This window comes from Micromonospora sp. L32, from assembly GCF_052068055.1.
Taxonomy (GTDB): domain Bacteria; phylum Actinomycetota; class Actinomycetes; order Mycobacteriales; family Micromonosporaceae; genus Micromonospora; species Micromonospora purpureochromogenes.
Map to the genome: position 1 here is coordinate 1 of NZ_JBQHDD010000007.1, position 16,150 is coordinate 16,150.

The following is a 16,150-nucleotide window of genomic DNA, read 5'->3' on the forward strand; positions in this document are numbered from 1 at the left end:
GCCTGGAGGTAGTGGTGCAGCGCAGCCTTCGGGTCGCCAAGATCAGCCATGCCTTCCAGTCTTCCTTATGAGCCTGAGCGAACCGTGCGAGGTGTCGCCTGCAGGATCAGCGCCCGGCTGGACGGGAGCGGGATAGACAACACGGGTTCACGGTGACCGCGCCCGGTCACAGCACTTGGGATGCCGAAGGCACCAGCTTGTTCGAACCGGCCAACCGGCAGCCGACCGGCGCCCAGGGAGCAGTCTCGTAAGACTGCCGGCGCGCTGACGGATCAAAAGTGCTTGGGCGGCTGGTCGCTAGGACGCCTGGCGGATGGGCATGCCGGCCAGCCAGACGTCGGCCAGGTCGCTGAGGGGGACGTCGAGGGCCTGGCTGAGGCAGACCACAGTGCCGAACGCCGGTGCGGGAAGGCGGCCCGCCTCGATCTTGCGCAGCGTCTCGGGGGACATGCCGGCTGCCAGGGCCACCTCGACGAGGCTGCGGCCGGCCCGCGCGGCCCGAAGAGCGGCTCCGAGGCGCTGGCCCGCTGCGATCTGTTCGGCGGTGAGTGGTTGGCGAACCATGCCGGCAGGATATCCCACCGGAGCAGCCCCGACCTGGCGTGGTATAAAAATACCGCATACAGAGAGGGAGGCTGTCGTGATCGAGCTCAAGTCCGCCGAGGAGATCGGCCGGATGGCGGTGACCGGCCAGTTCGTCGGCGAGCTGCTCGCCGAGCTGAGCGGTGTCGCCGCAGTCGGCGTCAACCTGATGGACCTCGAACACCACGCCCGCCGCCGGATCAAGGAACGCGGCGCCGAATCCTGCTACTGGGACTACGCCCCTTCGTTCGGCCGCGGCCCGTTCCGCAACGTGCTGTGCCTGTCGGTCAACGACGCGGTGCTGCACGGCCTGCCGCACGACTATGTTTTGCGGGACGGTGACCTGCTCAGCATCGACATGGCGGCCGGCATCGACGGCTGGGTCGCCGACTCCGCGCTCTCCGTCATCGTCGGCACCCCCGACCCGGCCGACCTGAAGCTGATCGAGGCCACCGAGGTGGCACTGGAGGCCGGCATCACCGCCGCCCAGCCCGGCGGCCGCCTCGGCGACATCTCCGCCGCGATCGGCGAGGTCGCCCACTCCTACGGCTACGGCGTCAACGCCGAGTTCGGCGGTCACGGCATCGGCCGCACCATGCACGAGGCCCCGCACGTCTCCAACAACGGCCGCGCCCGCCGCGGCATGAAACTCGAGCCCGGCCTCACCATCGCCATCGAGCCCTGGTTCTGCCGCTCCACCGACAAAATCAAGTTCGACAACGACGGCTGGACGATCCGCTCCGCCGACGGCTCCCGCACCGCCCACTCCGAACACACAGTCGCCATCACGGCTTCCGGCCCCCAGGTCCTGACCCGCCGCCCCACTCACGGCGCCACCTCGGCCGACCCCACCAAAGAGCCCGCTACAGCCTCCTGACCCACTGCCCGCCCTGGGGCGCGACTCAGGACGTTCCGGGACGGGATGCCAGCGGAGGCGGGGGAACGTGGCCTCCTCACCAAGGTCGCGGCCAGGCAACCCGCTTTATGGATCAGCCTGGGTGCTGTCCGGATCGCCGCCTGCACTGTTGTCCGATCCAAGTGCGCACGTGACCTACTCTCCAGGGCAGCGACGCCAGGCCCGGTGCGCGGCGTGGGCTGGTGACAGCCAGGGAGGCGGCGACATGTCCAGGGCGCAGTTGTACGACACCATCGGAGCCACTTACACCGTGACGCGGCGCACCGAGCCGCGGATCGCCGCAAGGGTCTGGGCTGCGCTCGGCGATGCACGGACGGTATTGAATGTCGGGGCTGGTACCGGCTCCTACGAGCCCGCCGACCGTGACGTCACCGCGGTGGAACCGTCGGCGCTCATGCGTGCGCAGCGCCCCACAGGCGCAGCGCCGTGCGTGGCTGCCGCCGCGGAGAGCCTTCCGTTCGAGGACCAGTCCTTCGACGCAGCGATGGCTTTCGCCACCATCCATCACTGGCGGGACCCGATCGCGGGCCTGCGCGAGATGCGGCGCGTTGCTCGTCGCGTGGTGGTGTTCACGCACGACACCAGTGACACCGGATGGCGTCGTCGGTTCTGGCTTACTCGCGACTACCTTCCTGAAGTCGCGGACATCCTTGTCGGCCGGCCTTCGCTGACCGAGCTGGCCAGCGCGATCGGAGCCCGCGTGGAGCCGGTGCTCATCCCGTGGGACTGCGTTGACGGCTTTTTCGAGGCCTACTGGCGCCGGCCCGAGGCGTACCTGGACGAGAACGTCCGTCGCGGGGTATCGGTCTGGGCCAGAGTCGGGCCGGACGCGGAGCAGAGGGCAGTGCACAGCCTCCGTGATGACCTCGCCTCAGGTCGGTGGGCAGAACGAAACCGCGACCTCGTCGATCTCGATGCAGCAGAGCTTGGCCTTCGCCTGCTTGTCGCCTGATCCCGCCACATCCGGGTACGACTTCGCTGTCCGAAGCCATGGGTGGCCCAGGCCCCACTCGCATCGGTCAAACGGTTTGCTTCGAACCCAGCGGCCGTCGTCACATGTTCAGTAATGTCCACGGCAGACGACCATCTAGCGTAGGCAGCCCAGCGCATCTCCCTGAGCGGGCCCACGCGCCGCCGCACCGGCGCGCGCCGGCCGCTGTCGCTGTCGCTCTGCGGCCGTCACGCCTGATGAAGCTGGTCGACGCGGGGAAGCGTGATGGTGAATGTCGTCCCGACGCCGACCTCACTCGTGACCGTGATGGTGCCCTGGTGATCCGTGACGATCTGCCGGGCGATGGCGAGGCCGAGGCCACTGCCCCCGGTACGGCGGCCCCGCGCGGCGTCGGCCCGCCAGAACCGGTCGAACACATGCGGCAGTGCGTCCGCTGCGATTCCCGAGCCGGTGTCGACGACCCGGACGACCGCCTGCGTGTCGGTGCGGCTCGCGACCAAGCTGACGCTGCCGTCGGCAGCGGTCGCCCGTAGCGCGTTGGTGACGAGATTGCCCACCACCTGGCGGAGCCGGTCGGGATCGGCGTGTACCGCAACCGGCTCGGCCGCCACGCGCAACGACACCCCGGCCGACTCCGCCCTTGCGTGGTGGGCGGTGCGGCAGGTCTCCAGGAGTTCGGCCAGATCCACCGTGACCCGGTGGTACGCCAGGTTGCCGGCCTCGGCCAGGGCCAGGTCCTGCAGGTCGTCGACGATGCGCTGTTGCAGCACCGCCTCTTCGTGGAGTGATGCGAAGAGATTCCGGTCCGGCGTGATCACGCCGTCGGAGAGCGCCTCGAGATAGCCGCGCAGGTTGGCCAGCGGGGTGCGCAGTTCATGTGCGACGTCGGCGACCATCCGGCGTTGCCGCTCCTCCCCGCGCTGCAGGGAGTCGGCCATCCGGTTGAACGACCGGGCCAACTCCGCCAGCTCGTCGTTGCCCGACACCGGCACCCGTCCGGTGAGGTCGCCCCGGCCGAGCCGCTGAGCGGCCGCGGTGAGCGTGTCGATGGGGCGCAGCACCCGCCGGCTCAGCAGCACGGTGCCGATGACCGCGACCGCCGCAACGCCCGCTGCCGCGGCGAGCAGTGGGCCGGCGGTCAACACGGACGCCGGATCGCCGCGAGCACCGAGATAGACCCGGGCGGGTACCGGCGCGACGTCACTGATGTCGTTGGTGAAGGCCTGGGCCAGGCAGGAATCCAGTGCTTCCACCGTCGAGGTGCCGCACACCTGCACCGAGGCAGCGTCTGCCAGGTGCCGGCCCGGCTCTGCCGCGACGTCGGCGCAGCCGTCGACGATCTCTGCGACACCAGGGCGATCCCGCACGTCGGCCGCGCTCAGGCCGGCGTCGAACTGCGGAACTCCGATGCTGGTGGGTGAAGCGACAACAGGGACGGATTCCCGGGTCAGGCAGGCCGCGAACAGCACGCCGGTGCGGTAGCCGGCGATCGCGGCGGCCACACCTTTCTGCCGGCTCGCCGGCTCCGCTGGCAGTGCGGCCAGATTCAGAACCGGCCGCGGGTCGACGACCCCGACCATCGTGCCGAGCGGCCGGGCGGTGCGGTCCTCCTGGGTGTCCGTGTCCACGATCACCTGGCCCGTGTCAGCGACCAGGTGGATCCGCTGACCGGTCTGGGCGCGCAAGTCCCGCACCAGGCCGGGCACACCCTCCCAGGTGCCGTGCCGGCTGCCGTACGTCGTGAGTCGGCCGACGACCTCATCGAGTTGCGCCCGGTCGGTGGTGGCCGAGTCGTTGATCTGTTGCGAGGCCTGCCGCAGGGTCAGCCACGCGGTCGCCGCGGTCGCGCTCACCGCGACGAGGATGACCAGCCAGAGCACCCGTAGCCGAAAACTCACCGGCTGGCTCCGGGCGTGCCCTGGGGCGTCGGCGCCGCCGCCGGTTCCGGCTCCGGTTCGGCGAGCCGGTAGCCGCGGCCGTAGACGGTCTGCACGTACCGCGGCTCGGCAACGTCGTCCTCGATCTTGCGGCGGAGGTTCATCACGTGCGCGTCAACGGTACGTTCGAGCACGAAACGATCGAATCCGAAGGCCCGGTCGATGATCTGCGCCCGGGTGAACGCCCGCCCGGGCTCGCCGGCGAGCACCTCGAGGATGCCGAACTCCTTGGCCGTCAGGGCGACCGGCCGGCCACCGACGCGTACCTCGAACCGGCCGGCGTCCACCTCGAGCTCGCCGACGCGCAGCACCGCCCGGTTGTCGGCGCTCACCACCCGGGCCCGGCGCAGCAGCGCCCGGACCCGAGCGGCCAGCTCGCGTGGGCTGTAGGGCTTGGTGAGGTAGTCGTCGGCACCGAGGTCGAGGCCCAGCAGGACGTCGTCCTCGGTGGTACGGGCGGTCAGCAGTAGGATCGGAATGTCCGATTCGGCGCGCAGGATCCGGCACACGTCCAGGCCGTCGAGGACCGGCATCATCACGTCGAGGACCACCAGGTCCGGCCGGCGGGACCGGCACTGGTCCAGCGCGGCCCGCCCGTCGCCGACCAGCAGCACGCTGTGCCCCTCGCGTTCGAGATAGATCCGCACGAGGTTGGCCTGCTTGGGGTCGTCCTCGGCGACCAGGATCCGCCCGCTCATGTTTTCCCCGTCCTGCCTGCTGGTTGCGGGGTCAAGTAAACCCGAAACCCGTGAAGAACTGATGTGGGCGGGCTCCGGAGGCGGCGAGTGGGATATCCGCACAGCTGGCCCACGGCTTCTTCAAGGGTTCTTCACAACCGGCTGCCTACCGTTCCCGTCGTGTCAGTCAGGAGCCGGACATGATCTTCGAACCAGCACACCCAGGCCGCCGCGACGAGCAACAGCGGCGGGCGGTCCGGCGGCGGATCCGGGAGACGCTCGCGGTGCGCCGGGCCGCCGCGGTCGGCGGGCAAGGGGCCCCCGAACCGCCGGATGAACCGCCCGTCGAGCCCGGGGCTGCCGGGTGACGCCGGGTACGCGTGGTCGGCGTGCGGGGACCGGTGTGATCAACGAGAGTGCCCAGCTGGCCGATGCCGTGATCGATCTTGCGGCGATCGCGGAGAACATCCGGGCGATCGCGGCGATCGCACGTACCGGGCTGATGGCCGTGGTGAAGGCCGACGGGTTCGGGCACGGCTCGGTGCCGGTGGCGCGGGCTGCGTTGGGCGCCGGCGCCGCCTGGCTGGGTGTGACCTCGGCGACGGAGGCGGTGGCACTGCGATCGGCGGGCATCGACGCGCCCGTCCTGAGCTGGCTGCACCGGCCGGACGAGGACTTCACCCGCCTGATCGCCGCGGACGTCGACATCGCGGTGTCGACCCTGACCCACCTGCGCGCGATCGCCGACGCGGCCACGGAACTCGGTGTGCCCGCCGCGGTACAGCTCAAGGCGGACGTCGGTCTGTCACGCAACGGTGCCGACGGCGACGAATGGCCCGAGCTGGTCGCCTGGGCTCGCAAGCACGAGGCGGAGGGCAGTGTCCGGGTACGCGGGGTGTGGTCCCACCTGACGAACGCCGACGTGCCGGGCTGCCCGAGCATCGCCCGGCAGCTGTCAACGTTCCAGGAGGCGCTGCGGATCGCTCGGGAAGCCGGGCTCGACCCCGAAGTGGTGCATCTGGCGAACTCGGCGGCGGCACTGGCCGCCCCGCAGACCCGGTTCGATCTCTGCCGGATCGGCCTGGCCATGTACGGCGTCGACCCGTTCGGCCCGGCCGGTCCCCGCCGTTACGGCCTTCGACCCGCCATGACCCTGCGGTCAAGGGTGATCAACCTGAAGCGCGTGCCCGCCGGTACCGGCGTGTCCTACGGCCCCGATCATGTGACCGATCGGCCGACCACGCTCGCTCTGCTGCCGCTCGGGTACGCCGACGGCCTGTCGCGCACCGCCGAGGGCCGCGCGTGGGTCTGGCTCGCCGGTCGGCGCTGCCCGATCGTCGGCCGCATCGCCATGGATCAGTGCGTCGTCGATGTCGGCGACCTGCCGGTGGCGCTCGGCGATCCGGTGGTCGTCTTCGGTCCCGGCGCCGAGCCCGGCTCGCCCGACCCGGCCGAGCCGACGGCCGCCGAGTGGGCGCGGTGGGCCGGCACCAACCCGCACGAGGTCTTGACCGGAATCGGCGCGCGAGTGGCGCGCGTACACCTACACGGGGAAGCGGCAACATCATGACTGTTCGTTTGGCGGTGCTGTTCGGCGGGCGCAGCGGGGAGCACGCCGTCTCCCGGCGCTCGGCGGAGAGCATCCTGGCCCACCTCGATCCCGCCGCCTACCAGGTGACCGAGGTGCTGATCGAGCGGGACGGCCAGTGGCGGGTGAACGGCGACCGGGCCACGTTCGCGCAGGCGCTGCGGACCCTCGGCGACCAGGACGTGGTGTTCCCGGCGCTGCACGGCCCGTACGGTGAGGACGGCACCGTCCAGTCGATGCTGGAGTGGCTCGGCGTCGCGTTTGTCGGAAATGGTGTCTTCGCCAGCGCCGCAGGGATGGACAAGCCGGTCACGAAGAAACTCCTCGCCGCCGACGGCCTGCGCGTGGCCGACGGGGTGACGCTGCGGCCCGACGAGGATCTGTCGTCGCGGGATCAGGAGCGGCTGGGGCTGCCCGTCTTCGTCAAACCGGCCCGGGCCGGCTCCAGCCTGGGAGTCTCCAAGGTCGAACAATGGGCGCAACTGCCCGCCGCCCTGCGGCTCGCGCGCGAGAGCGACGCGAAGGTTCTCGTCGAACGCGCCGTGCGCGGGCGCGAGATCGACGTCGGCGTCCTTCAGCATCCCGACGGCCGCGTCGAGGCCGGGCCGCCGCTGGAGATCCGGGTGGCGAACGCCGCCTTCTTCGACTACGACGCCAAGTACGACGGCGGTGCCATCTTCCACATTCCGGCCCGCCTCGACCCCGGCACCACCCGACTACTGCAGGACCGGGCCGTGCGGGCCTTCCACGCGCTCGGCTGCCGTGGGCTGCTCCGCGTCGACTTCTTCCTCCCGGATCCGGACGCCGACCACGGCGCAGGGTGGACCGGAGACCATCGGGAGCCGGTGATCAACGAGGTCAACACCTTCCCCGGATTCACCGCCGCCTCGCAGTACCCGCAGATCTGGCAGCGGGCCGGCGTCGGCTACTCCGCACTGCTCGACATCCTCATCCAGGGCGCACTGCACCGACGCGACACCGCCTCCCCCTGCCCGAGTCCCTGCTGATGGCCGTCTACACCGCGGAACATCTCCGTGGTCTCCGCATGATCGTCACGGGCGGGGGAACGGGTGGGCACACCTACCCGGCGCTGACCACGATCCATACGCTCCGCGACCGGCTGGCGGCAGCCGGCACCGCACCGGACGTCCGCTGGGTGGGCGTCGCCCACGGACTGGAGGCCAGGATCGCCCGGCAGGAGGGCATTGCCTTCACGGCGATCACCACCGGCAAACTGCGCCGCTCGCCGAACCTGCACGAGTGGGGCCGCAACGTCGCCGACGCCTTCCGCGTGCCGCTCGGCATCCTCCAGGCCATCATGATCGTGGTGCGCACCCGGCCCGAGGTGGTCTTCTCCACCGGCGGATACGTCTCCGTCCCGATCGGGATCGCCGCCTGGATGACCCGCCGCCCGCTGGTCATGCACGAGCAGACCCTCACCGTCGGGCTGGCAAACCGGATCCTCGCCCGCCTCGCCGATCGAGTCCTGCTGAGTCACGAGTCTTCCATCGACCATCTGCCCGCCCGAGCGAGAACCCGGGCGGTGGTCACCGGCAACCCGATCCGGCCCGAGATCCTCACAGGCGACCGCGAGCGGGCGCTCGCCGCGTACCACCTGGATCCGCGCCTGCCGCTGGTGTACGTCACCGGCGGCGCCCAGGGCGCCGTCCAGGTCAACAACCTGATCGCCGACATCCTCCCCGGACTCCTGCAGAAATGTCAGGTGCTGCACCAGTGCGGCGACTACTCCCTCGACCGGATGCGGCAGGTCGCGGCCGCCCTCCCGGAACACCTGCGCAGCAGGTACCGGGTGGTCGACTACGTCCACGGCGAGCTGCCCGACGTCCTGAGCGCCGCGGACATCGTCTTCGCGCGCAGCGGCGCCGGCACCGTCGCCGAACTCACCGCCCTGGGCAAGGCATGCGTCTTCATCCCGCTCATCCCCACCGGCGGCGACGAACAGCGGCGGACCGCACGGCACCTCGCCGACGCCGGTGCCGCCCGCATGCTCGCCGGCCCCGAGGCCTCCGCCCACCGCCTCTACGAGGAGATCATGGTGCTGCTCGACCACCCGGAGCGACGCCGGGAGTTGGCCAACGCTGCCCGCCAACACGGCCGGCCGTATGCGGCCACGGCCGTGGCCAGCGCGATCATCGACGCCGCTGGGCGGTACCGGTCATGATCCTGCTGTCTGATCGGCGAATCTCGGCCATCCCGCTCGGCGACAACGGGGAGGCCCTGGTCGACGTACGCCAGGTCGCGGACCTTCGGGTGGACGACCGGCTGGCCGACGAGGCCGGCGCGTACGCGCACCTGCGCGAGGCGACGGTGCAGCGTCTGCTCGCCGCCCAGCGGACCCTGCCCGAAGGGCTGCGACTGCTGGTCATCGAGGGGTACCGGCCGCTCAGCCTGCAGACGACCTACTTCGAGAGCTACCAGGACGAACTGCGCCGCAGGTACCCGGAGTGGGACTCGGCGCGCCGGCGCGTGGAGGCCAGCAAGTACATCTCGCCGCCCGAGGTGGCTCCGCACAGTACCGGCGGGACGGTCGACCTCACGCTCTGTACGGCCGATGGGATCGAACTGGACCTGGGCACGACCGTCAACGCCAGCCCGGTGGACAGCGCCGACGCCTGCTTCACGGGATCACCCCACATCTCCCCGCGGGCCCGCACCAATCGCGGCATCCTGGGCCGGGCGCTGTCGTCCGCCGGCATGGTCAACTACCCGACCGAATGGTGGCACTGGTCGTTCGGCGACCGCTACTGGGCGCTGAGCACCGGGGCCGCCCGGACCCGGTACGGGCCGGTGGATCTGCCGTGAGGCGGCTGTACGAAATCGACCTGTTGCGGATCATCGCAGCCCTGGCGGTGATGATCTTCAAAGGCCACTTCCCAGTCTTGGGGGTGGCCTTTCTGCTGTCGAACAGCAACGGCGTCAGCGGCCGAGCGAGTCGCCGAGGCGCTTGAGGGCTTCCCGCGTCGCCCTGGGACGAGACCTGCGTGTAGAGCTGCATGGGCGGTCTGTTCGACGCCCCAGCGGTATCGACGGCACTCCCGACCGGGTCGGCTGACCCGGAGCCCCACCACTTGCGTGCGGACATCTACAGTCCCGCCCGTGAACCGTCCGGGCACGGGGTGCGGATAACAGGTGATGCTTCCCGACTCCGCGAAGGGCCATACATGAAACACCTGCGACGAGTGAAGGATGTCGACGTCGGTGCGGTGACGGACGCAGCGATCATCGCGCGGTCTGTGCAGGAACCCGAAATCTTCTCCACGATCTTCGACCGGCACGCGCCGTACATCCATCGCTACCTGGCACGGCGCCTCGGTGTGCCGGCCGCGGACGACCTGGTCGCTGAGACCTTCCTCGCGGCGTTTCGTCGTCGGGATCGATTCGACATCACCTGTCCGAACGCCCGGCCCTGGCTGTACGGGATCGCCACCAACATCGCCGGCCAGCACCGGCGGACGGAGGAGCGCGAATACCGACTGCGGCAGGCGTACGTCCCCGCGACGAACGAGGCATCACATGCCGACCGGGTCGCCACCGTGGTGACGGCGCAATCGCTACGCCGACTTCTCCTCGACGCGTTGGCCACGCTTTCCGACGGAGATCGCGACGTGTTACTGCTGATCGCCTGGGAGGAACTGACGTACGAGGAGGTTGCCGCCGCACTGGGGATCCCGGTCGGCACCGTGCGATCACGACTCAATCGAGCCCGCAGGCTGCTCCGCGAGCAGTTGGGCGGCGAACCGGCCAGCACGATCGAGGAGGCACTGAGCAATGGATGAGATGCGACTGCTCCAGCAATTCGGAGACGAGACCGAGCTGCCGACTGCCGAGCGGTTGAGCCCGGCCCGCAGCCGGCTGACGACCGCGATGGCCGCGATGACGGCACAGTCGTCCGTACCCATGACGTCGACCGTGCCCTCGGCGCTTCGTCCCTCGAGGCGACCGACCTGGCGGCTCGTGCTCAGCGGGGTGGCATCGGCGGGCGTCGCGGCGTCGCTCGCCGCGGTACTGGTGCTTGCACCGGACCGGCTCGGTGGCAGCACGCCGCCCGCGCGGGCCGATGCCACCCAGGTTCTCCGGAACGCGGCAACCGCCGCGCTGCGAGTGCCCGACGTCAAGCCTCGGCCCGACCAGTTCGTCTACTCCCGCAGCCGGGAGGGTCGGGGGATGCGGGAGAGCTGGATGTCGGTGGACGGAACCCGAGACGGACTGGTCATCGAGACCTCTGCCACCGGTCGCACGGAAAGCATCGTCCCCGGCTGCCGGAACGGACGGGCGGCGGTGCTCAAGGGCGGCGAGGTAGTTCCGGGCGCGACCGAGCGGTGCACCCCAGCACCGGCCTACCGTGCCGACCTGCCCACCGATGCCGCCGCCATGCGGACCTTTCTGATCGAGCATCGCAGCGGTGAACCAGGCGACGCCAATGCCGCCGGCAAGGACGTGCTCTACTACCTCACCGGCAGCTATCTACGCCCGCGCACCCTTGCTGCGCTCTACGAGGCCGCGGCGACGACGCCGGACCTGCAAGCCGTTGAGCAGGTCAAGGACGGCGCGGGCCGATCGGGCATCGGGATCACCTGGCCATCGACGCCCGGTTCAGGCGAAATTGTGCTCGTCTTCCACCCCGAGACCTACACCTTTCTCGGGGTGGGCGGATCGGCGGGATCGTCGGCCGTGCTTGGCCTGGCCATCGTCGACCGAGTTGGTCAGACGACCTGAATTCCGTCTCACCGGGCGGGCCGCCTCGGCGCGCCCGCCCGGTCTCCGGATCTGAACCGTCGGCTTCCTACGGGTTGGCCGCCCGGCGCGTGGCCCTTTGTCGCCAGGAAGCCGCCAGGAGGAGGACGGCCAGTACGACGGCGGCGGCGAGGCCGAGGATGGCCGCCAACGAGAACGATGATCCTGCCCCAGCATGACCGTCAAGGCCGCCTCTGACCTCGGCAATGGGACGGTCCTGCTTCTTTTCATCGGGGGTGACCAGGCGGCCGACCGACGCGTCGGGCGGGAGAGCGAAGCCCCAGTCCAGCAGGGCCGCCGCCTCGCCCAGGCTCCCCAGTGGCGCGGTCTCCGCGCCGAGCAGGGTCACGGCGAGCCGCCGGCCGTTACGTTCGGCCACCCCCACGTATGTCTGTCGCGCCAGGTCGGTGAAGCCCGTCTTGCCGCCGAGCGTCCCCGGGTAGTGGTCCAGCAGGGTGTTGTCGTGTTTGATGGAGAAGCCTGGCGTTCCCGGCATTGCCGGTATCTCCGCCACCCGGGTGGCGATGTATCGCCGGAAGTCTGCGCGGGCGTAGGTGGCGCGCGCGATCAGCGCCAGGTCGTACGCGCTGGTGTACTGACCGGGACCGTCCAGGCCGGACGGTGTCGCCGCGTGGGTCTGGTTTGCGCCCAGCCGCTGTGCCTCGTTGTTCATCGCCTGCACGCCGCCCTGCCGCCCGGCGGTGCCGCCGCCGGCGCGGGCCAGCACGTTCGCCGCGTCGTTTCCCGATTTGAGGAGGAGCCCCAGCCACAGGCTCTCGACCGAGTAACGGCCGCCCTCGATCACCCCCATCAGTGAGCTGGCCGGATCGAGATCCTGCAGATCCGCCCGGGTCACCTGGACCACCTGCGCGGGGTCGAGGTGCGGCATCAGGGCCGCGGCCAGCAGCATCTTCTGCACGCTGGCGGGCGTGCGGTGTTCGTGCGGGCCGCATCCACCCAGCACCGCGCCACTGTCGAGGTCGGCCACGACCCACGAGGTGGCGGTCACCGACGGCGCCATCGACGCGCCCGCGGGAATGGCCAGCCCCGCCGTCGCCAGCGTCTCGCCGCCGACGGCCAGGTCGGCGGGACCGACCGGTGGCGGCGACGGTGCGGCGGGCGGGGGCACTGGCGGCTTCACGGCCGGGCAGGGCACGTACGGCGCGGGCGCCGCCAACGTCGAGGACCCGACTGCCACGGCGGGCGTGGTCAGTACGGCGCTGAGCACCACGGCAGCAATACGAACGACCGTCATGTTAAAGCACCGTAACTGCTGACAAGGCAGGCACAGCCCGGTTGTAGAAAGACGGCGAGAATTCCGTTCTTTGAGTGCGCTGCGCTCTTTCGATCACCTTGTGCCGTTTACCAGGGCCCTCTGTGAATATTGGGACGTACGCGATCGCTGTGTCCGAAGACGAACAGCACAGCGTGGCCTGACCGGACCGAAAGCGGAAAGGCCGGGCGTACCCGGTCAGCACGGGACGGGCGGCCAGTGCCTTGCACTTTCGGCCGGAACAGTCGCGAACAGAGACACCCGGGACGCCTTCGCACGGCGGTGCCCGCGCCCGGCGGGCATCAATATCTAGACCACGCCGGACAGGTACTCCCGACGTCGCTGCGGTTCAAACTTTTCGATCGCGTACCGCAGCATGACCCGCGGCATGACCCGGTAACGTCGGGCCAGAAACTCCTCCTCCGCCGCTCTGTCACGGTTGCCCACCTCGCGCAGCATCCAGCCCACCGCCTTCCGGACGAGGTCGTGCGGGTCGTGCAGGAGCCGCTCACTGAGGCGGAAGGTCCAATGGAAGTCACCGGCTTTGATGAAGGCGAAAGTTGCCATGATGGCGATGCGCCGGTCCCACACCAGGCTTGACTCGGCCAACCGATCCAGAACGCGCCGATCCTTGTCGATCAGCCAGGGGCCGACGATGTACGGCGCGGATGAGTCCACCAGGTCCCAGTTGTTGATGCGGTCGGTGTTGGCGAGGATGATGCTGAAGATCTGGCCCCGCTCCTCCTCGTCTCCCTTGGTGAACTTTCGCACCAGGATGAACAGCGCCGTCAGCCTCTCCTCGTGCACGCTGCTGGTCAGCAGCTTCGCCGTTTCGGCCAGGGAGAGGGCGCGCCAGTACCGGGCGGCCACCCTGCGCTGCTCCGGCACGGAGACACCAATGGCCGTGTCGCCCTCGCCATACCCGCCCGGAGTCATCTGCAGAAACCGGCTCGATGCCTCCGCCCGCCGCGGGTCGGCGAGGCTGGCGAGCTCGTGACGGACGTCGGCAGTCGTGGCCATGACTGTGCAACCTACCGCGACCGCCGTTGCCTACGGTGCTGCGTCTATTGACGGGATCCGCTCTCGCCGACGCGGCACTTCTGGTCGACGCTGTCCTGATCTGCGGGCCCGGCGGTTGAGGATGGGCCGATCGGCCGGCCAGGCCCGATGGCTCGGGACCAGAAGGCCTCGGTAGTTTCCCTGTCATGAGTGAGGACACCTTCCGCTCGGTGGAGATCGAGCGCACCAGCGTGGGGAAGTACGTCGCGCGGAATGTCCGCGGCGGATCGCTGTCGATGGGCACGGGCGAGGACGCCAGCTTTACGCCGGTGGAACTGCTTCTGGCTGCCATCGCCGGCTGCACCGCGATAGACGTGGACCACATCACCAGCCGTCGCGCCGAGCCGACCCAGTTCTCCGTCGAAGTCACTGGCGACAAGATCCGGGACGAGGCCGGAGGAAACCGGATGCAGAACCTCAGGGTCGAGTTCACCGTGACGTTCCCGGTGGGCGCGGACGGCGACAGGGCGCGCGAGGCGCTGCCCCGGTCGCTGCAACAGTCGCACGAACGACTGTGCACCGTCTCCCGTACCGTCGAACTTGGCACTCCCGTCTCCATCGTCGAGGCTGCCGGTTCCACCGGAGACTGACGTCTCCGGGCGTCACTTCCCCGACACTTCCGTCTACCCGCCGTCGGATCGCTCGCTTCGCGCCGTAGGGCGGACGGCCCCGAGGATGCCGCGCTCCGGGCCGCGTGGCCCAGCGCAGGCCGAATCTCGCCGCAGACCAGTCGCGCCTGACTGACCGGGCGTGCTTGCGACCGCCGTAAGGCCGTGGGGCAGAGCCCCTCGCTCGGCGCCACAGGCGCGGATGCTGGGCTGCCGGCTACCCGTCCGCGACCCACACTCGGCCCGGTTCGAACGGAAACTGCGCACGATGGCATCACTCTGCTTGCGCATGGCATCAAGATGATGCCATGCTGGCGTCATGGAACTCCGCGCTTACGTCGACGCGATCCGGCATCAGCTCGCGGTAGCCGCCGCCGCAGGCGGTGACGATGCCCGGGAACTGGCCGAGCGGCTCACCGCACCGCTGGAGTCCGCGATCCGGCTCGCCCTGCTGGACGCGCTTTCCGAAGCGGCCACCGAGATCACCCGCGATCTCGCGCCCGGTTCGGTTGACCTGCGCCTGCGTGACCGGGAGCCCAGCTTCGTCGTGACGCCACCGCCCGCCGAGCAGTGGGCCGACGATCCAGAGGCGGCAGCGCCGGCCCCGCCGAATCCGGTGCCGCAGCCGCCCGCGGACGGCGAGGACGAGGCGACCGTGCGGATCAGCCTGCGCCTGCCGGAGCACCTCAAGGCGCGCGTCGAGCACGCGGCCGGCCGCGCCGGCGTCTCGATCAATACCTGGCTGATCCGGGCTGCAGCCGCTGCCGTCGACACCGACAACCAGCAGCACCGGGCCGACGCCCCCCGGCGATCCGGCGTCGCCACCGGCGGTCAGCGCTTCACCGGCTGGGTGCGCTAGCAGCGCCGGCCCCATCGACTACCCGAGAGGGGAGCACCATGCCATCCTTCGACACCCCCGGACCGATTTCGGCATCGGTCGAACTCGTCGCCGGCGAGGTGCGGATCACCGCCGGTTCGCGAACCGACACCGTCGTGCAGGTGCGGCCGGCCGACGAGACCGACGACCGCGATGTGCGCGCAGCGGCGCAAACCCGGGTGGAGTACGCCTCCGGCCGCCTCGTGGTCCGCGGCCCCAGGCAACCCGGCTTCGGCATCTTCGGCAGGACCGGCTCGGTCGAGGTGACCATCGACCTACCGGCTGGTTCCGGCGTGGACGGGAAGCTGGGCGTCGGTGCGATCAGCTGCTCCGGCTCGCTGGCCGACTGCCGTCTCAAGACCGGCGCCGGCGACCTGCAGGTCGAGGACACCGGCACACTCAGCCTCCACACCGGCTTCGGCGCGGCAATCGCCGAGAACGTGGCAGGCGACGCCGAGGTCACCACCGGCTCCGGCAAGCTCAGCGTCCGCGCCGTCGGCGGTCGCGCCGTACTGAAGAACGGCAACGGCGACACGTGGATCGGCGAGGCGGGTGGCGAGCTGCGGGTCAATGCCGCGAACGGCCACGTCGCCGCCGAGTACGCCGCCGCCTCGGTCACGGCGAACACCGCCAACGGTGACATCCGCATCGGTGAAGTGGTCCGCGGATCGGCCACGATGCGCACCGCGGCCGGGCGCATCCAGGTCGGGATCCGGCGTGGTACCGCAGCCCGGCTCGACCTGCACACCCAGTTCGGCAAGGTTCGCAACGACCTGGACGCCGCCGCCGGTCCCGCCGACAGCGACGAGAAGGCCGAGGTGCGGGCTCGCACCGCCTTCGGCGACATCGCGATCCACCGCGCCTGAAGCATCCCACCAACTGTTTGACCGGTCGCGGGCGTCCCGCCCGGACCGGGGATGATGCGC

The 16,150-nt window shown here is 70.2% G+C and carries 16 protein-coding genes and 1 pseudogene; 12 read left to right on the top strand and 5 right to left on the bottom strand.

The features are described from left to right. Positions 1-297 precede the first annotated feature (297 nt). Positions 298-564, bottom strand: coding sequence for a helix-turn-helix domain-containing protein (locus ACTMTB_RS19870; protein ID WP_280840919.1), 267 nt, complete (start codon positions 562-564; stop codon positions 298-300). A gap of 76 nt (positions 565-640) precedes the next feature. On the opposite strand from ACTMTB_RS19870, the gene map reads away from it, so the two are divergent. Then, positions 641-1,459: a type I methionyl aminopeptidase gene (gene map / locus ACTMTB_RS19875; RefSeq protein WP_441147667.1), complete on the top strand. Its 819-nt coding sequence runs from the start codon at positions 641-643 to the stop codon at positions 1,457-1,459. A 253-nt stretch (positions 1,460-1,712) separates the two neighbouring features. Beyond that, positions 1,713-2,450 (top strand): annotated as a pseudogene (locus ACTMTB_RS19880) (class I SAM-dependent methyltransferase); the annotation flags it as partial. A gap of 227 nt (positions 2,451-2,677) precedes the next feature. Here the strand turns inward: ACTMTB_RS19880 and ACTMTB_RS19885 are convergent. Both ACTMTB_RS19885 and ACTMTB_RS19890 read right to left on the bottom strand, forming a co-directional pair. After that, positions 2,678-4,330, bottom strand: coding sequence for a sensor histidine kinase (locus ACTMTB_RS19885; protein WP_441147669.1), 1,653 nt, complete (start codon positions 4,328-4,330; stop codon positions 2,678-2,680). Between the two features lie 14 nt (positions 4,331-4,344). Continuing rightward, on the bottom strand, positions 4,345-5,085 hold the full coding sequence (locus ACTMTB_RS19890) for a response regulator transcription factor (RefSeq protein ID WP_441147671.1): 741 nt from the start codon (positions 5,083-5,085) through the stop codon (positions 4,345-4,347). A gap of 382 nt (positions 5,086-5,467) precedes the next feature. On the opposite strand from ACTMTB_RS19890, the gene alr reads away from it, so the two are divergent. The 7 genes from alr to ACTMTB_RS19925 all read left to right on the top strand — a co-directional run bounded on the left by alr (position 5,468) and on the right by ACTMTB_RS19925 (position 11,389). Continuing rightward, positions 5,468-6,634, top strand: coding sequence for an alanine racemase (gene alr, locus ACTMTB_RS19895; RefSeq protein WP_441147673.1), 1,167 nt, complete (start codon positions 5,468-5,470; stop codon positions 6,632-6,634). Further along, positions 6,631-7,659 (top strand): D-alanine--D-alanine ligase family protein, encoded by a 1,029-nt coding sequence (locus ACTMTB_RS19900; RefSeq protein ID WP_441147675.1) that lies wholly within the window; start codon positions 6,631-6,633, stop codon positions 7,657-7,659. The genes alr and ACTMTB_RS19900 overlap by 4 nt, the downstream gene beginning before the upstream one ends. Then, positions 7,659-8,834 (top strand): UDP-N-acetylglucosamine--N-acetylmuramyl-(pentapeptide) pyrophosphoryl-undecaprenol N-acetylglucosamine transferase, encoded by a 1,176-nt coding sequence (locus tag ACTMTB_RS19905; protein ID WP_441147677.1) that lies wholly within the window; start codon positions 7,659-7,661, stop codon positions 8,832-8,834. The genes ACTMTB_RS19900 and ACTMTB_RS19905 overlap by 1 nt, the downstream gene beginning before the upstream one ends. Further along, entirely contained in the window at positions 8,831-9,475 is a 645-nt protein-coding gene (locus ACTMTB_RS19910; protein WP_441147679.1) for a M15 family metallopeptidase, read from the top strand. The genes ACTMTB_RS19905 and ACTMTB_RS19910 overlap by 4 nt, the downstream gene beginning before the upstream one ends. Further along, positions 9,472-9,621, top strand: coding sequence for a hypothetical protein (locus ACTMTB_RS19915; protein WP_441147681.1), 150 nt, complete (start codon positions 9,472-9,474; stop codon positions 9,619-9,621). The genes ACTMTB_RS19910 and ACTMTB_RS19915 overlap by 4 nt, the downstream gene beginning before the upstream one ends. Positions 9,622-9,834: 213 nt before the next feature. Beyond that, entirely contained in the window at positions 9,835-10,449 is a 615-nt protein-coding gene (locus ACTMTB_RS19920; protein ID WP_441147683.1) for an RNA polymerase sigma factor, read from the top strand. Further along, on the top strand, positions 10,442-11,389 hold the full coding sequence (locus ACTMTB_RS19925) for a CU044_5270 family protein (protein WP_441147685.1): 948 nt from the start codon (positions 10,442-10,444) through the stop codon (positions 11,387-11,389). The genes ACTMTB_RS19920 and ACTMTB_RS19925 overlap by 8 nt, the downstream gene beginning before the upstream one ends. Before the next feature lie 67 nt (positions 11,390-11,456). On the opposite strand, the gene ACTMTB_RS19930 is transcribed toward ACTMTB_RS19925, so the two are convergent. Together ACTMTB_RS19930 and ACTMTB_RS19935 are read right to left on the bottom strand one after the other, a co-directional pair. Next, positions 11,457-12,662, bottom strand: coding sequence for a D-alanyl-D-alanine carboxypeptidase family protein (locus ACTMTB_RS19930; RefSeq protein ID WP_441147687.1), 1,206 nt, complete (start codon positions 12,660-12,662; stop codon positions 11,457-11,459). A 327-nt stretch (positions 12,663-12,989) separates the two neighbouring features. Next, a complete protein-coding gene (locus ACTMTB_RS19935) occupies positions 12,990-13,700 on the bottom strand; it encodes a DNA alkylation repair protein (RefSeq protein WP_441147689.1) in 711 nt (236 codons plus the stop codon). Between the two features lie 185 nt (positions 13,701-13,885). Here ACTMTB_RS19935 and ACTMTB_RS19940 point away from each other — a divergent pair, with 185 nt between their 5' ends. From ACTMTB_RS19940 to ACTMTB_RS19950, 3 genes are all read left to right on the top strand, one after another. Beyond that, positions 13,886-14,329: an OsmC family protein gene (locus tag ACTMTB_RS19940; RefSeq protein ID WP_441147691.1), complete on the top strand. Its 444-nt coding sequence runs from the start codon at positions 13,886-13,888 to the stop codon at positions 14,327-14,329. A gap of 337 nt (positions 14,330-14,666) precedes the next feature. Continuing rightward, the gene (locus ACTMTB_RS19945; RefSeq protein WP_441147693.1) at positions 14,667-15,206 is read left to right on the top strand and encodes a hypothetical protein; all 540 of its coding nucleotides are present in this window, start codon (positions 14,667-14,669) and stop codon (positions 15,204-15,206) included. A 38-nt stretch (positions 15,207-15,244) separates the two neighbouring features. Further along, positions 15,245-16,090: a DUF4097 family beta strand repeat-containing protein gene (locus ACTMTB_RS19950; protein ID WP_441147695.1), complete on the top strand. Its 846-nt coding sequence runs from the start codon at positions 15,245-15,247 to the stop codon at positions 16,088-16,090. The last annotated feature ends 60 nt before the right edge of the window (positions 16,091-16,150 follow it).